Origin of the sequence: Haloplanus sp. C73, from assembly GCF_051195115.1 — an archaeon.
Taxonomy (GTDB): domain Archaea; phylum Halobacteriota; class Halobacteria; order Halobacteriales; family Haloferacaceae; genus Haloplanus.
In genome coordinates, this window is the sequence record NZ_JBNTJZ010000001.1 from 107,997 (window position 1) to 127,154 (window position 19,158).

Sequence of the window (19,158 nt, forward strand, 5' to 3'; positions counted from 1 at the left end):
GGCGGCGTGTTTCAGCGTTGTGGTTGGGCGCCGTTCAGACGGTCGATTCGGGGTCGCCAACCGCGTCGCCCTCGTCTACCGTGGGGCTGTCGGAGGCGATGTCCATCGCGTTGGCGAAGCCTTTCCCCCAGACCCACGCGGCCGCTATCTGCCCGTAGAACGTGATGAACACGCCGATGATGGCCCCGATGACGGGCACGAGACTGAGAATGCTCGTGACTGCCGTGGCGCCGATGAGGATGACGATGCCGTAGACCCACGGCACTGCGTACGCGCCGTCGAGTCCCACGTCACGGATGACGTCGATGTCGAAGCCGGCGCCGAAAGAGCCGACATGAGCGTAGTTGGTGATACCGATGAGGCCGACGTAGCCGAACACGAGTGCGAGCAGTGTCGAGAACAGGATTCCGGCGAGCAGTCCGAGGAGGCCGAGTCCCGCACCCGCCTCGGTGCCCGTCGCCATCGCGGTAATCGAGCCACCGACGGTCACCGCCATGACGAGTAGCGGAATCAACTGGTAGACGAGGAGGATGACGAGGCCGACGACCCCCTCTTTCAGGAGCGTGCCCCAGTCGTCGAATGCGGGCGGCTCCGCCTCGTCGGCGATGCCGGCCCGGAGGGTGCGGATGACGTACCCGTAGACGAAAAACGCCGGGACGATGAGAAAGGATAGCATCGTCAACACGCCGCCGATGAGTACGGTTTTGAGCCAGTCATCCGAGTTCGCGGGATACCTCACTGCCTCTTCAATATCGATTGCCATACATGTGTCTCCACGGACCGGCCTGAAAGGCTTTACCCGCCTATTCGGCCTCCGCGACCACGTTGTCGGCGAGCGATTCGGCGAGGTCGGTCGTCGTCAGGATGCCTACCCCGTTGCCGTCGCTGTCCGTCACGGGGAGGTGGCTCACGTCCGCCTCGAGCATCCGGCGCGCGGCGTCGTTGAGGGAGTCGTCCGGGCCGACCGTCTCCACATCGGTCGCCATGTACTCGTCGACGGTCACATCCGCGGCGGACGCCTCGTCCGCGGCGACCCGAACCGCGTCCGTCGAGGTGAAGATACCCGCCGGCCGACACGCCTCCTCGACGACCACGACCGACTTGATGCCTGCCTCCAACATGCCCCGAGCCGCCTCGCTGACGGGCGTCTCGGCATCTAGCGTGAGCATCGGCGTCGTCATCACGTCGCGAACGGCTCGTGTCATACGATGTCGTATCACGCGGACGCGTATAAAGTGACGGTCGCTCGGGAACAGAGGAAATATGATGGCGGTCTCACAACACGGAATCGATGCCCTCCATCACTCGCAGAACGCTCCTCGGAACGCTCGCGGCCGGCGTCGGCGCCGGCGTCGCTGGCTGTTCGTCGTCGTGTCCTGACTCCGACGACCCGACGCCGACGACCGTGTTCGGAACCGGCGACGCGACCGGCGGCTTCGACTCCCTCCCCGGCGGGTCGTGGCCGTCGCCGCGGTTCGACGCCGGCAACACGGGACACGCGCCCTCACGACGGCCGCCCGAATCCCCGTCGCTTCGCTGGCGGACGACCCTCTCGGCCCCGCGAGCCGACGGCGCCGCGGTGAGCGCCCCGGTCGTCGATGCCGACACCGTCTATCTCGCGACCAGCGCGGGTGCCGTCGCGCTCGCACTCGGTGACGGGTCCGTTCGCTGGCGCACCGATTCGATATCGCCGACGACGATGGCCTCGACGGTCGGCGTCGACGAACTCGTTCCGCCTGTGGTCGCCGACGGCCGCGTGTATCTCGCCGCGTCGTCCGGACTCGTCGCGCTGGACGCCGCCGACGGAGAGACGGTGTGGCGATACGACTCGTCGCCGACGGGCGTGCCGGCGGTCCACGGAAGCGGCCTGTTCGTCCCGCTCGAAGAGCGTCTTGCCCACCTCGACGGCGACGGGGCCGAGCGGTGGACGGCCGACGTGGACGCCTCCCATCCCGCGGTGGCGGACGGTCGGGTCGTCGCCAGCGGGCGCGAGGAGACGGTTGCGCTCGACGCGGCGACGGGCGAGCGCCGATGGTCGGCGTCGGTCGACGCCGAGACCCACCCCGTCGTCGCCGACGGTACGGTGTATCTCGGCGCGTACGGCGGCGTGACCGCACTCGTTCTCGACGACGGGAGCGAGCGCTGGCACGTCGACCGCGGCGGCGGCCGACACTTCTCCGCGCCGGTCGTCACGCCCGAAACGGTGTACGCGGTGGAACGCCCTGTCGAGGTGGGCGACGCGACGTTCGCGCTCGACCGGGCCGCCGACCCGCCGGAGCCGCGGTGGTGTTCCTACGTGGGCGAGGGGACCGTCGCGGCCGCCGCCGGTGACCACGTGTTTACCTTGCAGGGGAGCGGGACCGGCGCGACGCCGGTTCGGCTAGTCTCGTTCACGACCCGCTTCGGCGAGGCGACGTGGGGCTATGCGGCCCGCGACCGGGTGCTTCCGCCCGCGATTCTCGACGGCGGCGGCGTGGTCGCGACCCGCCGTGGCACCGTCGTCGGCTTCGGAGGTGACTGACCGTGTGGACGCCATCGATTCGGCTCGCCGGCGGCGTGACTGGGCTTGGCGGCCTCCTCGTCGCGGTCGCCGCGGTCCCCACGCGCTGGTTCGGCCCGCGACCGACCGACTCCTACGTGTTCGACCCGCCTCGGTTCAGCGCGCTGTGGGTTGAGCGGACGGTGATACCCGTCGTCGCCGTCGCGGCGGCCATCCTGTTGCTCGCCGGTCTGCTCTCTCTCCTCTGGCGCGACCGGGAGCGGATGGCCCGCTGGCAGCGCTGGTTCGCCGCCATCGCCGTCGTTGGCGCCGCCATCGTCACGCTGGCGACGATGCTCGTGTTCTCGACTGAGGGGAGCGCGACCAGCGACGTGAGCGCGACGATGAACGTCCTCATCGGGGTGGCGCTGGGACTACTCGGCACCGTCCTCGCGCTCCCCGGACTCGTCGCGTGGGGCGTCGGCTACGTCCGTAACGAGCGCCGTCGAATCGGCGCCGCCCTCGCCGGCGGCCCCGTCGTCTCCGGCCTGTTCGTGGCCGGAAGCCTCGCCGCTGGCGTGTCGCTCGACCCGCTGGGCGGACTGGTTATCGTCCTCCCGCTCTCCCTTGCGGCGCTGATAGTCGGTGCCGACCTCTGGCGGGGGACGTAGCGGGACTATCGGGCACCGCCGTCGACGACGCCATCACATCACTAATTCGGGGCTGGAGCCGCTACTGCATCGCTGGCCCCAGACCCGCCAGTGGATACCGGTCCAACTGCCGTATTCGTTCCCAGAGCAACACCGCCGGAGGGAGCGCGATTACCGCCGCCAGGAACGAATAGGTGACACTCAGGCCAATCAGGACGCCGAAGTTGCCGAGAATCGGGGTGATGGCCAGTGCGAGCGCGCCGGTTCCCAGAGCGGTCGTCAGCATACTCCCGAACAGCGCACCACCGGTTCCCGTCAGCGTCACCATCATGGCTTCGTGTGCGCCTGTCGTCGCATCGTATTCGTCGATAAATCGGTGGGTCGTATGGACCGAATACGCGATTCCGACACCCACAGAGATAGAGAGAATCGTCGCTGTCAGTGCGTTCAACGTGATGTCCATGTATCGCATCGTCCCGAGCAAGAATGCGATTGCAATCAGTATCGGGAAGATATTGACGACGCCGAGTAGCGGCTTCCGCTCTAGAACACCGTATACAGCCACGAGGAACACGGCAGTCAGGACGATTGCGACGACGAGTCCCTGAAGCGCCGATTGGAAGATGCGGTCCATTACTGCGGCACGAACTATCCCGTCGCCCGTCGCTGTCGACTCGACCCGAAAGGTCTCCGCGAATTCGGCTGCATCAGTCGCAGCGACAGATTGTGACGCATCTGAGTCAACCGTGTATTCGAGTTGGGCCGTACGACGGTCTTCAGTGAGGTACTGTTCAGCCCGTTCACTTGCGGACGATGCGAACAGTTCGTCGTAAATGTGGTCGAGATTTCGCTCCGGAACCCCATCGTCATCGAGGTCGTTTCGGTTGACGAGGGCGGCAAACTCCTCGTTCTCGTCCGCGTGGGATTTGATAACGGTCACGATACTTTGGGCCTCTGCCTGTCCACCCGGACCTACTGCGAGCGACTCTGGAGGATTATCGTTCGGCGCGACCAAGGCTTCGAGTGCGTGGTCTTCCTCGAAGTTGCCTTCGGCATATATTTTCACAGAGTTACCCTGACCGCCACCGAATTTGTCATCGAGCAGGTTGATTGTCTCCGTTATCGTGTACTCGCCGGGACTAAACGGTTCGGGCAACCCCGAAATATACGCCGGAAGCTCTTCGGGTGGGAGGAAATCCTCGTTTTCGAACGATGTTCCCACACCAGACCCGTATGCGCCCATTATGCCACCTGAGAGGAGCAAAACTAACACGAGCACCACTGGGGCGTGCTGGCTCACCTGTGCGGGGAACGACAACACCCGTCCGAGGACTGAATCCTCCGACGCAATCGGCGATGAGTTGAACTCCGGAACCCCGAGTCGGGTCCGGACGTCATCACTCACCAACTTGGCGGCGGGTAAAAACAGCCCGAATATGAGGTAGGTGAATATGATTCCAATTGCTGCGGCAATCCCCAAATTCCGAATCGGTGTGAGGTCGGAGATAACGTTTGCACCGAATCCGAAGACGGCGGTCACAGTGACGATGATGAATGCGACCGTGAGCTGACTGGTCGCTTCTCGCATCGCCTCGACCGCCGCGAATCCACGCTCCGTTTCCTCTCGGTAGCGGTTGATGATGTGAATCCCGAAGTCGACCCCGACAGCGAGCAGTAACACTGGGACTGATATCATCTGTTGGCTAAATGGGATGCCAGCATATCCGAGGAATCCGAACGTCCACAGAATCGTCATCACGAGTGCAACTAACCCCAACGCCACGTCAATCGGGTCGCGGTATGCCACGACCAAGAAGAACAGTAACAGCAGTACCACGAGTGGCATCACTATCAGGAGCGAGTCCGACATGGACTGCCGTATCTCCGATTTGGTAGTCCCCGACCCGAACGCGCGAACGTCGCTCGGCTGGTCGTCAGCAATCACTTGGATATCTGTCTGAACGGTCGTCAGGTCCGCGCTACTGAAGCTCTCGGGGAAGTCGTGAGTGAGTATCGAGATTGAGCCCGATGCTGAGACACTGGTGGGGTTGAAATCATCAGATAGCGAGCCAGCTAGCCGGGAGTTCTCGCCAAGTTCTCGAACAGCCTGTCTGATTTCTGATTGGCTCGCACGTTCGAGTGTTCGTGTATATTCCTCGGGTGTCGTCGCTGCGGGGTTCAGTCTCTGGGCAATAATCGGTGCAGGGCCGCTGACCGACTCCACCCGGAAATCATCACGCGCCGCGAGGCGCTCGTGAAACTGCGACTGACGGACGAGCGATTCTTTGGTCAGAACATTGCTGTCTGCCCGAATGAGTTGTGTCGTGGTTTCGGTGTCGGTCTGAAACGGGTCCTCGAAGTTTTGATTAGCTTCGTCCAGCGCTTCCTGTTCCGGCATATTCTCGGTGAACGCATCGAGTCCGCCAGCGTTCACTTGGACGGACGTGAGCCCACCAGCGAAGACGACCGTGAGCAGCAAAAAGGCGATAATAACTGCCCGTGGGCTATCCACGATTGTCGTGTTGAGGCGTTCTGTCGCCGTTTCGACTCTCTCAGCTAGTGCCATCAGTCACGCCTCCAGTAGACGACTGCGGCACCGCCGACGAGCACTACCCCCAACCCCAAGATGAGCGCGATGGGCGGCCCGCCGCCGGTCTGGGGCGTCGCATCGAGTGGCTTCCTGAGCGTATCCGAGAGGTGGGTGTTGTCGTCGCTATCCGTGTACCGGAAGTCGAAGGAGATGGGATACGTGCTCCCCGCTGTCGCGGAGGATGCCGCCGTCACGTCGAACGCCAGCGTCGCGGACTCACCGGGCTCCAGTGATTCGATGTAGCTGGTGTCCGAGGCGCCGGCGCTGAGCGGGTCGTCGGCAAACAGCCGCGCTTCGACGTCGCGAACCGTTTCATCGAGGTTGTTCGTCACTTCGACGGTGACGGTCCGTGAGTTCCCCACGGTAATCGTCCGGTCCGAAACGGCGAGTTCGAACTCGTCCCGGGCCGGGTCGATAGTCGCCGAAAGGTCGAGTTTGTCGTAGGTCCGTCGCCCTCCGTCCCCGTCCCGATACTGGATATCCGTGTCGAGTAATTTCGCCCCGACCTCGGCCTCACTGGTAATCTCCATGGGGAGTCGGAAGGACTTGGACTCTCCGGGGGCAAGCGACCCAACAGCGGTGGAATCCTCGCTCGGGAGGATAGATTCGGGGTTGTCGACGGGGCGAATCGCCACGCTGCGCACTGTTTTGGGGCCGGTGTTCTCGATAGTGCCGGTGATTACTCCGTCTTCGCCCACTCGAAGCGACGAGGAGACATCAGAGAAGGCGAACGACTGCTCGGGAATCGACTCGACAGTCGCCGTGAGTGGGTCGGACGTGCGACCAATTCCATCGGAGTCGTCGTAGTTCACCGCCAAATCCAGTGCGTACGCGCGGACGGCGGCGCCAGAGGCGAGCGCGGCGTTGTACGTGACAGTTCGGTTCTCGCCGGGGCCCCAGTCGCCGACAGATGCAGTCGAGGACGTGTCGCCGGATTCGAACGTCATGGAACCACTCTTCGACTCTGCGTTCACGCTCGCGCCTCTCGCTACGTCCGAGCCAGTATTTCGGAGCGTGAACGAAACGTCGCTATCGTCGCCGACTTGGGTCGTCGCATCCGTCTCGACGAGTTCGAACCGAGCATCTTCATCGATGTGGACCGTTATCGAGCCAGTTTCGCTTCGTGTGAAATCGCTCCCTTCGGTGGGTCCGCTGGGGCCGTAGCGAACGTGACGGGTGTGTGAATACTCGTACTCGATTGGGAGTCGGTACGTTCCCGGTTTAGCATCTTCCGGGACGGTGACCGAGACTGTTTTTTCCGTACTCCCGGTCGGGAAGTTTCCAATAGACACCTGTCCGGTTTGGACGTCGATTGGCGCATCCCCGTCATCCACGTCGAAGGTGACCCCTCTCGCGGTCATGACCTCGTCTTCGTGCTGCGATGGACCGTGCTCGGTGATTAGACCACGATTCACGACCGAAATCGTGAGTTCGTCAGTAGTGCCCGCCGAAAGTGACCCAGACGACGTTGCGAACGTAATTTCTGGGTGTCCGACGACGTCTCCGGAGGATGCTGTCTGAGCTGTCGCCGTGGCGGGAAGCGCACCGGCGACGAAGCCCACGACGAGAACAGCGGTGAGAGCGATAGCCAACGACTGTGAGTTACGAGGTGTATTCTGTGTCATCGTATCTACGTGTCTGCAGATGTGGGTGCGGCTACCGAGGCGGTCACCACGGGGTGTTCGTTTGGTGGGCGACTCCGTTCGGGGCGAACTCCCCGACACAGACCGACTCGTTGAGCGACTGCCTGACCGCCACAGTCGGGCCGAGCGTGTTGCGCTGTCACGAACAGAGAGACGTTCCGGGACCTATTTACTGGGTCGTCGTTTTTCTGACCCAGTAAAACGGCCACTGCAACGTGTATAGCGGCCGGATTCTCGCTTTTGCGATAGCGAGTTGTGACGTGTTGGGTCACAACGCCGCCTCTCTGAGTCTCGAATAGCGCCCGTGAATTCGGGGGAATCACGTCTGCTACGACGCCACGGGTCTATACTTATTAATAATTATATACTGGCCGAGAAAACAAGCGACCAAATTAACTACATCTGTGTGAACCCCTATCTGTGACCGAGGGCGTTCTGTCGCACGAGATTTACGCTCTTCTCGACGACGAGTACGCTCGTGATATCCTCAAATCGACGAACACGACCGAAAAGTCCGCCAAAGAACTCAGCGACGAGTGTGATGCCTCTCTCCCGACGATTTACCGTCGGACCGAGCGACTAATCGACTGTGGCCTCCTCGAAGAACGCACCAAAATCGGGGAGGAGGGCCATCACTACAGCGTCTACAAAGCGCGAATCAAACGCATCACCATCGAATTAGAAAATGACGAACTCACCCTCGAACTCGAAGAAGTACCGGCAGAAACCATGGCAGACCGATTCACCACCATGTGGGGAGATATCTGATGGTCGTGCTTCAAGTTGAACTCGCTGACGTCCCGCAGTTCTATTTCGTTCTGTTCTTGGTAGTGCTTGTCACTATCGCCATGGGTTCGTTCGTCGTGTACCAAGCCTATCGGGGGTATCGTCGGCACGACCGGCGACAGATGCTGTTTCTGGCGGTCGGGATTGGACTCATCACCGTCGTTCCGCCGCTGTTGGCAATTACGGTCGCTTCGGTTGGGCTCCGAATGAATCTCAGTATCATCGTCTACACCTATCACGTTCCCTTAGCCGAAAACGTCATCAGAATACTCGGTTTGGGGTTCATCATCTACTCACTCTCGCTCCCGAGTCGGTCGACGTAGTCGGGTCCGCTCGTGGTCGAACCGGCGGCCCGCAGCGTTCGTCGTCCAGTAACTATCTCTCTTATCGCGCATCCTCGATGGCGCTCGCGATAGCGTCGTACGTCGGCGAGACGACTTCTCCGTCGACGTATATCGTGGGCGTTCTCTGCACGCCGCGGTCGATGGCTCGCTGGCGGTCCGCCTCGACGACGGGCCGGTACGTCTCGTTGACGGCGTCGGCCTGAATGGCACAGCCGGGGGCGTCCACGTCGTTCGCGAGTTCCGTGATGCGTCCCGGCGAGAGGTCGCCCTGATTCTCGAAGAGGGCGTGATTGAACTCGAAAAACGCCTCGTCGTCGACTTCGTCCTGCACACCACGGGCGGCGCTCGCGGCCTGCCACGACCACCGTTCGTCGACCGGAATCGGGAAGTCGTGAAACGCGTAGCGAATCGTCCCGGCCTCGATGTAGTCTTCGCGGACGTCGGGAAACACCTCCAGACTGTACGTCGCGCAGTGAGGGCAGGCGAAGTCCTCGAACGCGAGGACGGTCACGCCAGCGTCGCTCGGGCCGAGCGTCGGCGCCGGCAACTCCGAGACGGCCGGTTCGTCCTCGATGGTACAGCCCTTTGCGCCGCCCGACCCGCCGCCACCGAGACAGCCAGCCGTGAGGCCGAGACCGAGACTCCCGGCCGCGCCGAGATACGCCCGCCGTGTTCGCTCCATGGGTGTGTCGTGGGTCGTGGCCGACTTATACTGCCCGTGTCGCACCCGCCGTTTCCCCCGGAATCAGCGCGCTTAAATGTGCGCCGGCGGAACGTCGATACATGAGCTTCGAGAAAGAGGATACGGTCGTTCTCCACGACAAACACAGCGAGTACGACGGCGAGACGGGGTCGATTACGCAGGTGATGGAGACCATGTTCGGCGACGCCACCTACACGGTCAGCTTCGAAGACGGACAGGAGACGGGCGTGCCGGAAGACGCCCTCGAAGCCGTCGACGACGAAGACGACGCGTAATCTGACGCTTTGCCTGCATGTCGAGTGTCCCCTTTCACTACGTCGATTTGCGAACCTTCTGTTACGCCACGGAGGACGAGAAGCGCGTCGAGTCGGCGCTCCGGACCTACCTCCCCGAAGACTACGATATCGAGCGCCAACTGACGACCGGCCACCACGGCGACCGAATCGCCGTCCTCTCGGCCCGGTTGGAGAACGCCGACGACGTTCGGTACGTGCTCGACTGCCTGACCGACCTCCCCGACTACGACACGTTCCTCGACGAACTCGACGAACGCGTCTCTGAGGACTGCTCGCTCTATCTCACCCTCGACAAGCAGGCGGCCTTCCGCGGCGAGATTCGACAGGGCAACGGCATCACCCTCCGCGGAAAGGTGGAGGCCTACCCCGCCAAGCGGGAATCGGCTGTCGAGAACGCTCGTGAAGCGTTGGAAGCCGAGCGATAGCCCGCGTTTGACGGCCTAATCTGAGCGGGCGGCGCTCGTGTGAGCAAGACTCGTCCCAGAGTCGTCGGTCTATCGAAGACGCAGCTAGCCGTTGATGACGTCTGCGACGCGCTGGCGGTCGAACAGTCGTTCCGACGAGTCGTGCTCCCCGACGCCCTTCCACTCGCCGAACCGGTCGGGAAACAGCTGTTTGGCGGTCATCTCTATCTGGAAGATGTTCATGACCGGGCCTTGCGTGGGCGTGCCGCCGACGTAGACGCGGTCGTTCTGCACGGCGGTGAGTTCTTGAGCGACGGGGTCGTCGGCGAAGAAATCCCGCATCGCGCGGGTCCGCCCCGTCGGCTCGATGTCCCAGTTGTGAATGATGACGTCCGGGTCGACGTCGAGAAGCCCCTCGATGTCGTAGGTTCCCTCGTAGTTCTCGGCGTACGTCTTGTCGCTGTCGGCGAAGGCGTCCTCGACGTCGAACGGCCGGTACTGGGCCTTCCCGTAGCCCGGTGCGTTGATTCTGTACGGTGAGAACGACTCTTCGTCCGGGGAGAATATGAGCAGTCCGACCGAGGGTCGGTCGGGGGCCGCTGGGAGCTTCTCGGTGATGTCGGTGACCAACCCGTCACGAATCGACGTGAGTTCGTCTGCCCGGTCCGTTTCTCGGTAGACGCGCCCGAACTTCTCGGTGAGTTCCCAGAGCGTTTAAAACTCGTACTCTCCGTCGAACTCTTCCGACGGCTCGGCGTGGGCGCGGCTGAGCCGATTCGCGAAGAACGGCGAGATGTTGCGCTCGATTTCCTCGATGTCGTCCATCGACCACCCCGACCACCCGCTGTATCCGATATTGACGGGGTCGAGATGCTGGACGTCCGCGTCGAGTTCGTAGAACTGCTCCTTGTCGAGTCCGTCGTTGTAGAGCGCCGCCAGTTCGCTCGTATCGAAGGAGACGCCATCGAGTTGGTCGTAGTAGCCGGTGTAGTAGAGCTCCGGATGACCGAGCGAGAGGACGGCATCCCCGTGACCGAGTCCGACGAGAGTGTCGGCCCACGTCGCGTCGTGCACCGTTGCAGTCTCTGGCGGCTCCTCGAACTCGACGGCGCCGACCGGTGACATCGTCACCGAGTAGCCGTCGTCCGCTGCCGCCGTGTCCGACTCGGTCGCTTCGCTCTCGGCGTTCGACTCGACAGGTGTCGACCCGGCCCCGGACTGCCTCGCACACCCGGCAATCAGCCCGCCGCCGACGACTGCCCCGCCGTACTTGACGTAGTCTCTGCGAGTCGGTGTCTCGTGACCGCTGTCATCGCTCGCCACGATTTTAGGCTGGCCTAAAATGATAAAACCGTTCCGAAGTGGCGCCCCGGCGCCACTTATCCGCACGGCGTACCACAGCGTGGGCATATCGGCGAGCTATCCTCTGGGAGGCCGAACCCACAGTGTGGACACTCGGTCCCGTCGGGCTCCGTGATAGCTTCGACGACGTCGGCCGTCCCGTCTCGAACCGACTCGACAGTGCCGAGGCCGTCCGGCACCGCCACGGATTCCCCGTCGGCCGCCAGCACCTCGTGGAGAAATCCCACACGCTCGGTCAGGAACGGCGGCGAATCCGCCGACGCTGGTTCGGCCGCGTCGATGTCGGGCGTCGGCTCGACGTCGACGCCCGACCGCACAGCCAGCGCGAGGCCTTCCGCCGCTCGCCCGCCGACGTAGGGGTTCGTGTCGTCCACCCGCTCTCGGAGGCCGGCCACCGCTTCGGCCAGTTGCCCGGGAGACTCACAGCCGATTGCGACCAGCGCCGTACAGAGCTGATAGCGAACGAGTACCTCGTCGTCATCGAGATGGGCCGCCAGCGAGGAAACGTGGTGCCGAAGCCGACTCGGGTCGCCAAGCGCCACGTACGCCAGCGCCTTCGCTAACTTCTCTTTGACCTCCGGCTCGTCGAACGACAGCCCGACTCGAAGGTCCGCCAGTATCTCCGGGTCACTGACGGCGTCCGGAGATTCGAGTGCAACGTAGCCGAGCGCCTCGGCACACCGCGCCCGGACGTAGTAGAACTCCGCGTCGTCGGCCAGTCGCTCCGCGAGCGAGTCGACGGCGGGCCGGGCCGTTTCCGGCTCTGATTCGGCCAGCGTGACGAACAGCTTCGCGGCCGTCAGCGCGACTGCTCGCTCGTCGGCGGTGAGAAAGGGCACGAGCGCGTCGGCAAGTCCCTCGACCCCGACCGGCCCGTCCTCGGCGACCGTTCGAACCGCCCGCAGCCCCCGCTTCCGGGCCGCGGTATCGGCCGTTGCGAGCCGGTCGAGACACGCCAGCGCGTCGTCGTGGGCGCCCTCGTGGAGGTAGTCGGTCAGGCGGTCTGCCGATGGCGACTGGTCCGAGTCGGTCATCGAGCCGTATGGTGTTCGCAACGCCGCTTCAATCCGTGGGTTCGTGTACGGGTTGCGTGAGAGACGCGTCGCGAGATGGTTCGAATCCAATAGCCGCTTAGCCACCGGCGTCGCGTAGGGGGCACGCCCCCTCGAACCGGACGAACGGTGAAAGCTGCCGATACGTTCGTTGTTCGACAGCGGGCCGTCGGCACTCTACGGGAGCACCGTGACCGAATTCTTGGAAGATCGTTCACGCCCCCAATGATTGATTACAGCCCACTGTCACACAACGGTCATAATGGCGCAGCCGTCTCCCGACCAAGGAATCGACGTCATTGGGATCGGAGCAATCAATTATGATTATATCGTCAAGGTTTCGAAAAGTCTCGCAGAGGAGAATATTCCAGAATCTGGAGACGAAGACCTCTCACGGTTTACAGCAGAGGATTTGGCGACCCCGATTTCGAAGTATTATCACAGTCGGGGGTTCACCGATACCCAGATTGGCGGGTCGTCGTACTTAGCGGTCAAAACCATCTCCTATCTTCAGGATCTGAATTTGAATACGGCGTACGTGGGCATATACTCTACTCCGGGTGAACTGGAACGGGATGTCGACTTCTTCACGAACGTCTCGGACGTCGATCAGCGTGCGAGAGAGGAGTTCGACCACCTCGATGACGATGAATGGCTCTTCGAAGTCGATGGCACGCCGGGCAGGGGGCTGCTGGAGTTGAGCAGCGGAAAGAGACAGAAAGCGAGGGTTGGGCCGGGAGTAAACACCAGATTGGTCGAGCACATCCGCGAGAAAGAAGCCGCAATGGAGACTGACGGAGATACCAACCCGTTCACCGAATATTTGGCGTCGGCACAGTGGGTTCATCTGACGTCGTTTGCTGACTTTGACCAGTTTCAGTTCTTCGTAGACCGACTCAAGGACGCGAAAAAACTGAATCCCCACCTCCGCGTGAGCATCGACCCTGGGTATGAATACACCTACAGACACACGAGCTACGATTCGGCTGCGCCGTCTCAAGCAGACGGAAATCGACTCTCGTTGGATGACGCTTTCGAAGTCACCGACTACGTATTTATGAACACGGCAGAGCTCACGAACTTATCAGACAGCGATACGTTCGAGGTCAAACGAGACGCGGATACACTGGCGAGTCTCAGCGAGACGGACGAACTACAGGCAATCATCATAAAAGAGGAGAACAGGCACTCGCTCATCAACTTCGTCAACAACGTGCCATATTACCAAGAGGTGAACGATGTCGTTCTCACCGAGTACTGGCACCGAAAGTTGGGGCGATTCGATATCAAAAACGACACCGGGACAGGCGACGCACTGGCTGGCGGCGTTATTGCTGGTATCCTCTCTCCGACGACGTTGAGTTATAAACCCGTTCCTGTGGAAATCGGATCCTCTCTAGCCTCGGAAGTGCTTCAGTCATACGACTTCCCGGCAAAAAATATGAACAACGTTGCCCGCACGGTCATATCGAAGAAACAGAAACAGGCGAATCCGACGGATGGTCTCGAAAAGAAAATTAATGCGATTCGTGCGAATCACGGTGAGCGGATAGAGGGACTGGTGATTGGGATCATTGCCTCTGGCCTGGTTTACCTCATCACCGTGCTTGTGTAGCGCTGCTTCGCGACGGCAATCCGGCTCCGAACGAGCCGCGTCGTCTCTGACGGCTGCCTTGGCCCCTCTGTCGTATCCCGCGAACGTGTGTTGCGCACGCAGTTGAATTGCTATCGCGACATGCGATTTAATTCTTCAAGAGAACCGGTTTTAGCCCCGGCTACGCGCTATCTGCGCCTCTCGTCGACGCATCGCCAACTGCCTCGATGGACGGGGACGCGTTCAGACGCGCTATCCATCTGTGGCGTTCCGACCCCGCCCGCAACCACGACAGCGCCGAAGCGTCTTCGAACAGCAACGTGTCTCGCTAGCACGTGTCGTGACTGCAGAGTGACCGACGAGCCCAGAGCGCCGGATAAATCACATCTCGATATATCGAACGAGCGGCGAGAAAACGGAGTCGCCCTACGGCCACTTGATGCCACAGCCACGCGACGGGCCGGGGTCGATATCGACCGGTTCGTCCGCGCGTACGGCGTCGATTGCCTGCCGGATGTAGAACTCGCTCGCCTCCTCGTCCGGCCCCATCGCGTCGTCGAGGCGGGCGTGGTAAGCGAGGCGGTACTCGCCGTCCTCGCGCCGGAAGAGGAAGGGGTCGGGCGTGCAGACGGCGCCGTACGCGCGGGCGACGTCTGCCGATTCGTCACGGAGGTAGGCGTCGTAGTCGACGCGGCCCGTCTCGACGAACTCCTGCATCTTCTCGACGGAGTCTTCCGGATACTCCTCGGCGTCGTTGGCGTTGATGCCGACGACGGTCACGTCGTCTTCGTCCGCGATGTCGTTCAGCAGGTCGAACTTCGCCTGCGCGTACGGACAGTGGTTGCAGGTGAACACGACGAGCAAGGCGTCGGTGTCGAAGGAATCGAGCGTGTACGTCTCGCCGTCGACGCCGGGGAGTTCGAAGTCGGGCGCTGCGTCGCCCGTTTCGAGTTCGGAATCGGACTCTTGGAGTGCCATACGGGCAGGTACGGCCGCGACGCCCAAATACTGTCGGCCAGCGGCAACGGCTACACCGACACGAGGTAGATGCCGAGCATGGCACACCCGATGCCGGCGACCTTGCGCAGCGTCAGCGACTCGTTCAAGAAGAGAACGCCGACGACGGAGCTGATGACGAGGAACGTGCCGAAGATGGGCACGACGGCGCTGACGGGGCCGAGCGAGAGCGCCCGGTAGTACGCGAGGATGCCCACGGCGAGGAAGACGCCCGCGAGATAGAGATACGGCGCTTTCGGATGCCCGAGATACGTCGCTACCGACTGCCCCTCGTAGAGGACGACGCCGACGGTAGCGACGATGAGAAGTCCGTTGGTGATGAGCGCGGCGACGAAACTCGGAATCTTGGGGTCACCGGTCGTCGCGAACCCAACCAGCGGTGCCACGGCCGAATACGACAGCAGCGCAACGATTGACCACTGGACGTAGTTCATGGGCGTACGCCGCCCGGGCGACAGTATAGGGTTTCGATTCCCGCAGTCAGGGCCGGTGGGCGAGTACGTGGTCGTGAAGGTCCGACACGCTCCCGGTCCCCTGCCCCGAGACGTAGTACGCGGCACAGGCGTTGCCCATCGCGAGGGCGAGGTCCCAGTCCCACCCCGCCGCGAGCGACCGGGCGAGGCCGGCGCTGAAGCGGTCGCCCGCCCCCGTCTCGGTCAGCGTCCGCTCGGTGTCGAGCGTCGGCACCGACATCCGACCGTCGGGTGTCACCGCCGTCGCGGCGTCGACGTCGTGGACGACGACGCCCGTCGCCGACGCCGCCGACCGAACGGCGTCGAGTACGGCCGGCGCCGCCGGGTCGTCGTCAGCGTGGCCGACGGCCGCCGCGAGTCGCTTCGCCTCGTCGGCGTTTACGCTCACCACCGTCTCGTAGGTGTCGAGGCGCGCGACTGTGTCGAGCATCTCGCTCGCCTGCGTGTCGGAGATGGTGCCGGGGTCGAGACAGAACACGCCGCCGTCGAGCCGTCGGGCCGCGATATCGCCGAGCGCCGCGTCGAGTCCGGGCACCGACGCCCAGTTCGTACAGCAGAGCGCGTCGCGTTCGAGGAAGGCGTCGATGCGCTCGCCCAGCGCCCCTTCGAGGGTCGCGAACGACCACGTTTCGAGGTCGGCGGACTCCTCGACGAACATCACGTCGTCGGCGTCGAAGAGGTGGACGCGGACGTGTGCGGGCGCGCCCATCGACACCGTCTCGAAGTCGAAGTCGAAGATGGGATGGTCGAGATGGCCGACGAGCGTCACGTCGTCGCCCAGCGCCGCCGCCTGCCGGGCCGCGTTCACCGACTGACCGCCCGCGTCCGTCGCCACGTGCGTGAGGACGAATGAATCACGGCCCGCGGTCAGCGCCGACGCGAACGCCTCTCGCGAGGCCACCGTCGAGTCGCCGTCCCGGAGCCGGTAGTAGTCGTCGACGCTGCCGTCGGGGAAGGTTCCGACGCGCACCGGGTCGAGCGGGGTCGCCAGTCGGTCGACGAGGTCATCGTACCGCATTGCCTCGGCGTAGACGGGGTGGGCGCAAAACTTCTACCCTATCCAGACCGCCGCGAAGGCGTCGAAGAAGTCCTCGTCGGTCGCCACCAGTCGGTGCGCGACTTGGAGGTCCTGTGCCCGGTTCGACACGTCGTCGACGAAGGTGTCGACCCGGTCGCGGTACGTCTCCGCCAGCCGCCCGCCGAAGTACGTCCGCCGGGAGAGATCCGACTCTAGGTCCTCGAAGATGGTGTCGCCGGCCACGTCCGGGTCGAGTTCGTCCGGCGAGAGCACCTGCACGAGGACCACCTCGTTGCGGGCGAGCGACGCCAGTCCCGTCTCCAACCCGTCGAGGTCGCCGATGCAGTCGGTGACGACGACGACGAGCGAGCGTGAGCGAATCGACGCCGCGTACTCGGAGAGCGCCGTCTCGAAGTCAGCTTCCCTATCCAACTCGGCCTCGTTGAGGCGGTCGATGAGCGCCAGCACCTCCCCTCGCGTCGATTTCCCGGTGTCGATACGGTCGTGACGCTCGCGAAACAGAGAGAACCGGAAGTCGTCGTGTTCCTCGGCGACCAGATAGGCGTATCCCAGCCCGAGTTTCGCGCCGAACTCGAACTTGTGTTCCGTCTCGTCGCCGAAATCCATCGACGCGCTCGCATCGAGCAGGATGTGAACCGTCAGATTCCGCTCCTCCTCGAACTGCTTGATGAAAAACTCCTCCGTCCGCGCGTAGAGCCGCCAGTCGATGAGGCGCGTGTCGTCGCCGGGGGCGTATCGGCGGTAGTCGCTAAAAGTCAGTCCCTCGCCGACGCTCGGCGACTCGCGTTCCCCCTTCTTGATGGCCGTCGTCTGCTGGTCCAGCGACGCCTCGAAGCGGTCGAGTTCGTCGAGGAAGTCGGGGTCTATCATACCTCGGTGAGGAGGTCCGCGATGACGTCGTCGGTCGTCAGCCCCTCGCGCTCGGCGCGGAAATCGAGCAGGATGCGGTGCCGGAGGACCGGCGGCGCCATCGCCTCGACGTCCTCCCACGAGACGTGATTGCGGCCGTGGAGAAACGCCCGCGCTTTCGCGGTGAGCACGAGGCCCATGCTGGCGCGCGGACTCGCGCCGAAGTCGACCGTCTCGGCCTCGCGGGTCGCCCGCACCAGCCGAATCGCCCGGTCGCGCACGTCGTCGGCGATGGGCATCTCGCGGACGAGGGACTGAATCTGTTTGATTTCCTCGCGCGTGAGCACCTTCTCGACCGGCGGCACCGACTGCGACCCGCCTTCGGTGTAGAGGCGCACGATGTCTCGCTCCTCCTCGTAGGAGGGGTAATCGAGGACGAGTTTCAGGAGGAAGCGGTCGGTCTGGGCCTCGGGCAGGGGGTAGGTCCCCTCTTGGTCGATGGGGTTCTGCGTCGCGAGGACGAAGAAGGGCCGCGGGAGGTCGTACGTCTCTCCGGCCGCGGTGACCTGTTTCTCCTGCATCGCCTCCAGCAGTGCCGCCTGCGTCTTCGGCGTCGCGCGATTGATTTCGTCCGCGAGGACGACGTTCGCGAAGATGGGGCCTTTCTCGAAGACGAACTCGCGGTTCCCCTCGGACTCGCGGATAATTTCGGTGCCCGTGATGTCGGAGGGCATCAGGTCGGGCGTGTTCTGCACCCGCGAGAAATCGAGGTCGGTCACGTCGGCGACGGTGCGCACCATCGTCGTCTTCCCCAGCCCCGGGTTACTTTCGAGGAGGGCGTTGCCGTCGGCGAGGATGCAGACGAGGAGGCGTTCGAGCACGTCGTGTTGGCCGACGATGCGTTTGCCGACTTCCTCGCGGACGTCGCCGAGTCGTTGCTGTAGCGCGTCGATGTCTGGGTCTTGCTCGCTCATTCGTCGTCTGTCTCCTCTCGTATCCGCAGGTTGTACTCTCGAATCAGCTCCGCGTCTTCGAGTTGCTCGCTCTCGGTGTAGCCCGCGCGCTGGCTCTCGATGCTGTCGGCACCGCCGAAGCCGCTGTTCTCGTACGCCGTCGCCGACCCGTTGCCCGCTCCGCCACCGCCCGACCCGCTGGTGTCGATGGTGGTGTCGAGTTCGTCCTCGCCCTCCGGCACGTCCTCCGGTTCGCCGAGTATCGACGAGCCGTCCTGTAGCCCGGAGTAGTCCGAGTCGGTGCCGCCGTCGGGGGCCGCATCTGGCTGGCCGCCGAGGCCGGCGAGCGAGATGTCGACGACGGCCAACTGAATCGTCGCGAAACTCACGACGGTGATGAGGAGGACCGAGACTCCGATTCGGCGCAGGTCGATGAGGCCGATACTCGACGACTCTCTGAGGTCGGCGAGGACGCGCTCGTAGAGCCGCCGCGCCATCCGCGACTCGCGGTCCGCGCGCACGGCGTCACGGGCCGTCCGCAGCGACTCCCGGAGCGCCGGATTGGCGGATTCGAACTGCTCGACGAGTGGGCGCCGAACTCGCCACGCCACGTCGACGATGGCGACGAGAAGGCCGACGACGACGCCGACGACGGCGGCGCTCGACACTGTCGGCTCAGCGGGCTGAATCCCCGCCGCCTCGCGGAGAACGCGGAGAATCGCGTCGGGAATCGGCAGTCGATTCGGGAGTCCCGGCACCCCGTCCAGAAACGTCACGAGGAGGTTGACGAGTAACGTTGCGAGCGCGGCGTCGACGACGGCGTAGATGGCCGCCACCTTCCATCCCTCACGGCGAATTTCCTTCAGCGCTCGCCTGAGCTGTCGGGCTTCGGTCGGTGACTCCTCAGTCTCTGTCTCGGCCATG

At 63.3% G+C, this 19,158-nt stretch carries 20 protein-coding genes and 1 pseudogene; 7 read left to right on the top strand and 14 right to left on the bottom strand.

The window, feature by feature from the left end; genetic code table 11:
* Nucleotides 1-34 precede the first annotated feature (34 nt).
* Entirely contained in the window at nt 35-763 is a 729-nt protein-coding gene (locus ACQUSQ_RS00580) for a DUF4013 domain-containing protein (protein WP_435066540.1), read from the bottom strand.
* A gap of 40 nt (nt 764-803) precedes the next feature.
* Nucleotides 804-1,205 carry a CBS domain-containing protein gene (locus ACQUSQ_RS00585; protein ID WP_435066542.1) on the bottom strand — a complete coding sequence of 134 codons (402 nt, stop codon included), beginning with the start codon at nt 1,203-1,205 and terminating at the stop codon, nt 804-806.
* An 86-nt stretch (nt 1,206-1,291) separates the two neighbouring features.
* On the opposite strand from ACQUSQ_RS00585, the gene ACQUSQ_RS00590 reads away from it, so the two are divergent.
* Nucleotides 1,292-2,521: a PQQ-binding-like beta-propeller repeat protein gene (locus tag ACQUSQ_RS00590; protein WP_435066543.1), complete on the top strand. Its 1,230-nt coding sequence runs from the start codon at nt 1,292-1,294 to the stop codon at nt 2,519-2,521.
* Nucleotides 2,522-2,523: 2 nt separating this feature from the next.
* Entirely contained in the window at nt 2,524-3,150 is a 627-nt protein-coding gene (locus ACQUSQ_RS00595; protein WP_435066544.1) for a hypothetical protein, read from the top strand.
* Nucleotides 3,151-3,211: 61 nt separating this feature from the next.
* Here the strand turns inward: ACQUSQ_RS00595 and ACQUSQ_RS00600 are convergent, their stop codons facing one another.
* Together ACQUSQ_RS00600 and ACQUSQ_RS00605 are read right to left on the bottom strand one after the other, a co-directional pair.
* Nucleotides 3,212-5,695, bottom strand: a complete 2,484-nt coding sequence (locus ACQUSQ_RS00600) for an efflux RND transporter permease subunit (RefSeq protein ID WP_435066545.1) — start codon at nt 5,693-5,695, stop codon at nt 3,212-3,214.
* Nucleotides 5,695-7,080 (bottom strand): COG1361 S-layer family protein, encoded by a 1,386-nt coding sequence (locus tag ACQUSQ_RS00605; RefSeq protein ID WP_435066546.1) that lies wholly within the window; start codon nt 7,078-7,080, stop codon nt 5,695-5,697. Before ACQUSQ_RS00605 ends, ACQUSQ_RS00600 begins: the two co-directional genes overlap by 1 nt.
* Nucleotides 7,081-7,782: 702 nt before the next feature.
* On the opposite strand from ACQUSQ_RS00605, the gene ACQUSQ_RS00610 reads away from it, so the two are divergent.
* Together ACQUSQ_RS00610 and ACQUSQ_RS00615 are read left to right on the top strand one after the other, a co-directional pair.
* Nucleotides 7,783-8,130 (top strand): ArsR/SmtB family transcription factor, encoded by a 348-nt coding sequence (locus ACQUSQ_RS00610; RefSeq protein ID WP_435066547.1) that lies wholly within the window; start codon nt 7,783-7,785, stop codon nt 8,128-8,130.
* On the top strand, nt 8,130-8,471 hold the full coding sequence (locus ACQUSQ_RS00615) for a DUF7521 family protein (RefSeq protein WP_435066548.1): 342 nt from the start codon (nt 8,130-8,132) through the stop codon (nt 8,469-8,471). Before ACQUSQ_RS00610 ends, ACQUSQ_RS00615 begins: the two co-directional genes overlap by 1 nt.
* A 61-nt stretch (nt 8,472-8,532) precedes the next feature.
* Here ACQUSQ_RS00615 and ACQUSQ_RS00620 read toward each other — a convergent pair whose 3' ends face one another.
* Nucleotides 8,533-9,174 (bottom strand): DsbA family protein, encoded by a 642-nt coding sequence (locus ACQUSQ_RS00620; RefSeq protein WP_435066549.1) that lies wholly within the window; start codon nt 9,172-9,174, stop codon nt 8,533-8,535.
* A 101-nt stretch (nt 9,175-9,275) separates the two neighbouring features.
* On the opposite strand from ACQUSQ_RS00620, the gene ACQUSQ_RS00625 reads away from it, so the two are divergent.
* Together ACQUSQ_RS00625 and ACQUSQ_RS00630 are read left to right on the top strand one after the other, a co-directional pair.
* On the top strand, nt 9,276-9,470 hold the full coding sequence (locus ACQUSQ_RS00625) for a DUF1918 domain-containing protein (protein WP_435066550.1): 195 nt from the start codon (nt 9,276-9,278) through the stop codon (nt 9,468-9,470).
* A gap of 17 nt (nt 9,471-9,487) precedes the next feature.
* Entirely contained in the window at nt 9,488-9,916 is a 429-nt protein-coding gene (locus ACQUSQ_RS00630; RefSeq protein WP_435066551.1) for an RNA-binding protein, read from the top strand.
* Nucleotides 9,917-10,000: 84 nt separating this feature from the next.
* On the opposite strand, the pseudogene ACQUSQ_RS00635 reads toward ACQUSQ_RS00630, so the two are convergent.
* The 3 genes and pseudogenes from ACQUSQ_RS00635 to ACQUSQ_RS00645 all read right to left on the bottom strand — a co-directional run.
* Nucleotides 10,001-10,576 (bottom strand): annotated as a pseudogene (locus ACQUSQ_RS00635) (ABC transporter substrate-binding protein); the annotation flags it as partial.
* A 33-nt stretch (nt 10,577-10,609) separates the two neighbouring features.
* Entirely contained in the window at nt 10,610-11,218 is a 609-nt protein-coding gene (locus ACQUSQ_RS00640; RefSeq protein ID WP_435066552.1) for a hypothetical protein, read from the bottom strand.
* Nucleotides 11,219-11,274: 56 nt separating this feature from the next.
* Nucleotides 11,275-12,291 (bottom strand): HEAT repeat domain-containing protein, encoded by a 1,017-nt coding sequence (locus ACQUSQ_RS00645; protein WP_435066553.1) that lies wholly within the window; start codon nt 12,289-12,291, stop codon nt 11,275-11,277.
* 280 nt (nt 12,292-12,571) lie between these two features.
* Here ACQUSQ_RS00645 and ACQUSQ_RS00650 point away from each other — a divergent pair, with 280 nt between their 5' ends.
* Nucleotides 12,572-13,924 carry a hypothetical protein gene (locus ACQUSQ_RS00650; RefSeq protein WP_435066554.1) on the top strand — a complete coding sequence of 451 codons (1,353 nt, stop codon included), beginning with the start codon at nt 12,572-12,574 and terminating at the stop codon, nt 13,922-13,924.
* A 405-nt stretch (nt 13,925-14,329) separates the two neighbouring features.
* On the opposite strand, the gene ACQUSQ_RS00655 is transcribed toward ACQUSQ_RS00650, so the two are convergent.
* From ACQUSQ_RS00655 to ACQUSQ_RS00680, 6 genes are read right to left on the bottom strand one after another with little or no spacing between them, the layout of a single operon-like run.
* Nucleotides 14,330-14,881: a thioredoxin family protein gene (locus ACQUSQ_RS00655; RefSeq protein WP_435066555.1), complete on the bottom strand. Its 552-nt coding sequence runs from the start codon at nt 14,879-14,881 to the stop codon at nt 14,330-14,332.
* Between the two features lie 50 nt (nt 14,882-14,931).
* A complete protein-coding gene (locus tag ACQUSQ_RS00660) occupies nt 14,932-15,354 on the bottom strand; it encodes an EamA family transporter (RefSeq protein ID WP_435066556.1) in 423 nt (140 codons plus the stop codon).
* Between the two features lie 46 nt (nt 15,355-15,400).
* A complete protein-coding gene (locus tag ACQUSQ_RS00665; protein ID WP_435066557.1) occupies nt 15,401-16,411 on the bottom strand; it encodes a carbohydrate kinase family protein in 1,011 nt (336 codons plus the stop codon).
* A 33-nt stretch (nt 16,412-16,444) separates the two neighbouring features.
* Complete coding sequence (locus ACQUSQ_RS00670; RefSeq protein ID WP_435066558.1) at nt 16,445-17,302, bottom strand: DUF58 domain-containing protein; 858 nt, start codon at nt 17,300-17,302, stop codon at nt 16,445-16,447.
* On the bottom strand, nt 17,299-18,255 hold the full coding sequence (locus ACQUSQ_RS00675) for an AAA family ATPase (RefSeq protein WP_435066559.1): 957 nt from the start codon (nt 18,253-18,255) through the stop codon (nt 17,299-17,301). The genes ACQUSQ_RS00670 and ACQUSQ_RS00675 overlap by 4 nt, the downstream gene beginning before the upstream one ends.
* Nucleotides 18,252-19,157, bottom strand: a complete 906-nt coding sequence (locus ACQUSQ_RS00680) for a DUF7502 family protein (protein WP_435066560.1) — start codon at nt 19,155-19,157, stop codon at nt 18,252-18,254. The genes ACQUSQ_RS00675 and ACQUSQ_RS00680 overlap by 4 nt, the downstream gene beginning before the upstream one ends.
* Nucleotide 19,158: the final 1 nt, after the last annotated feature.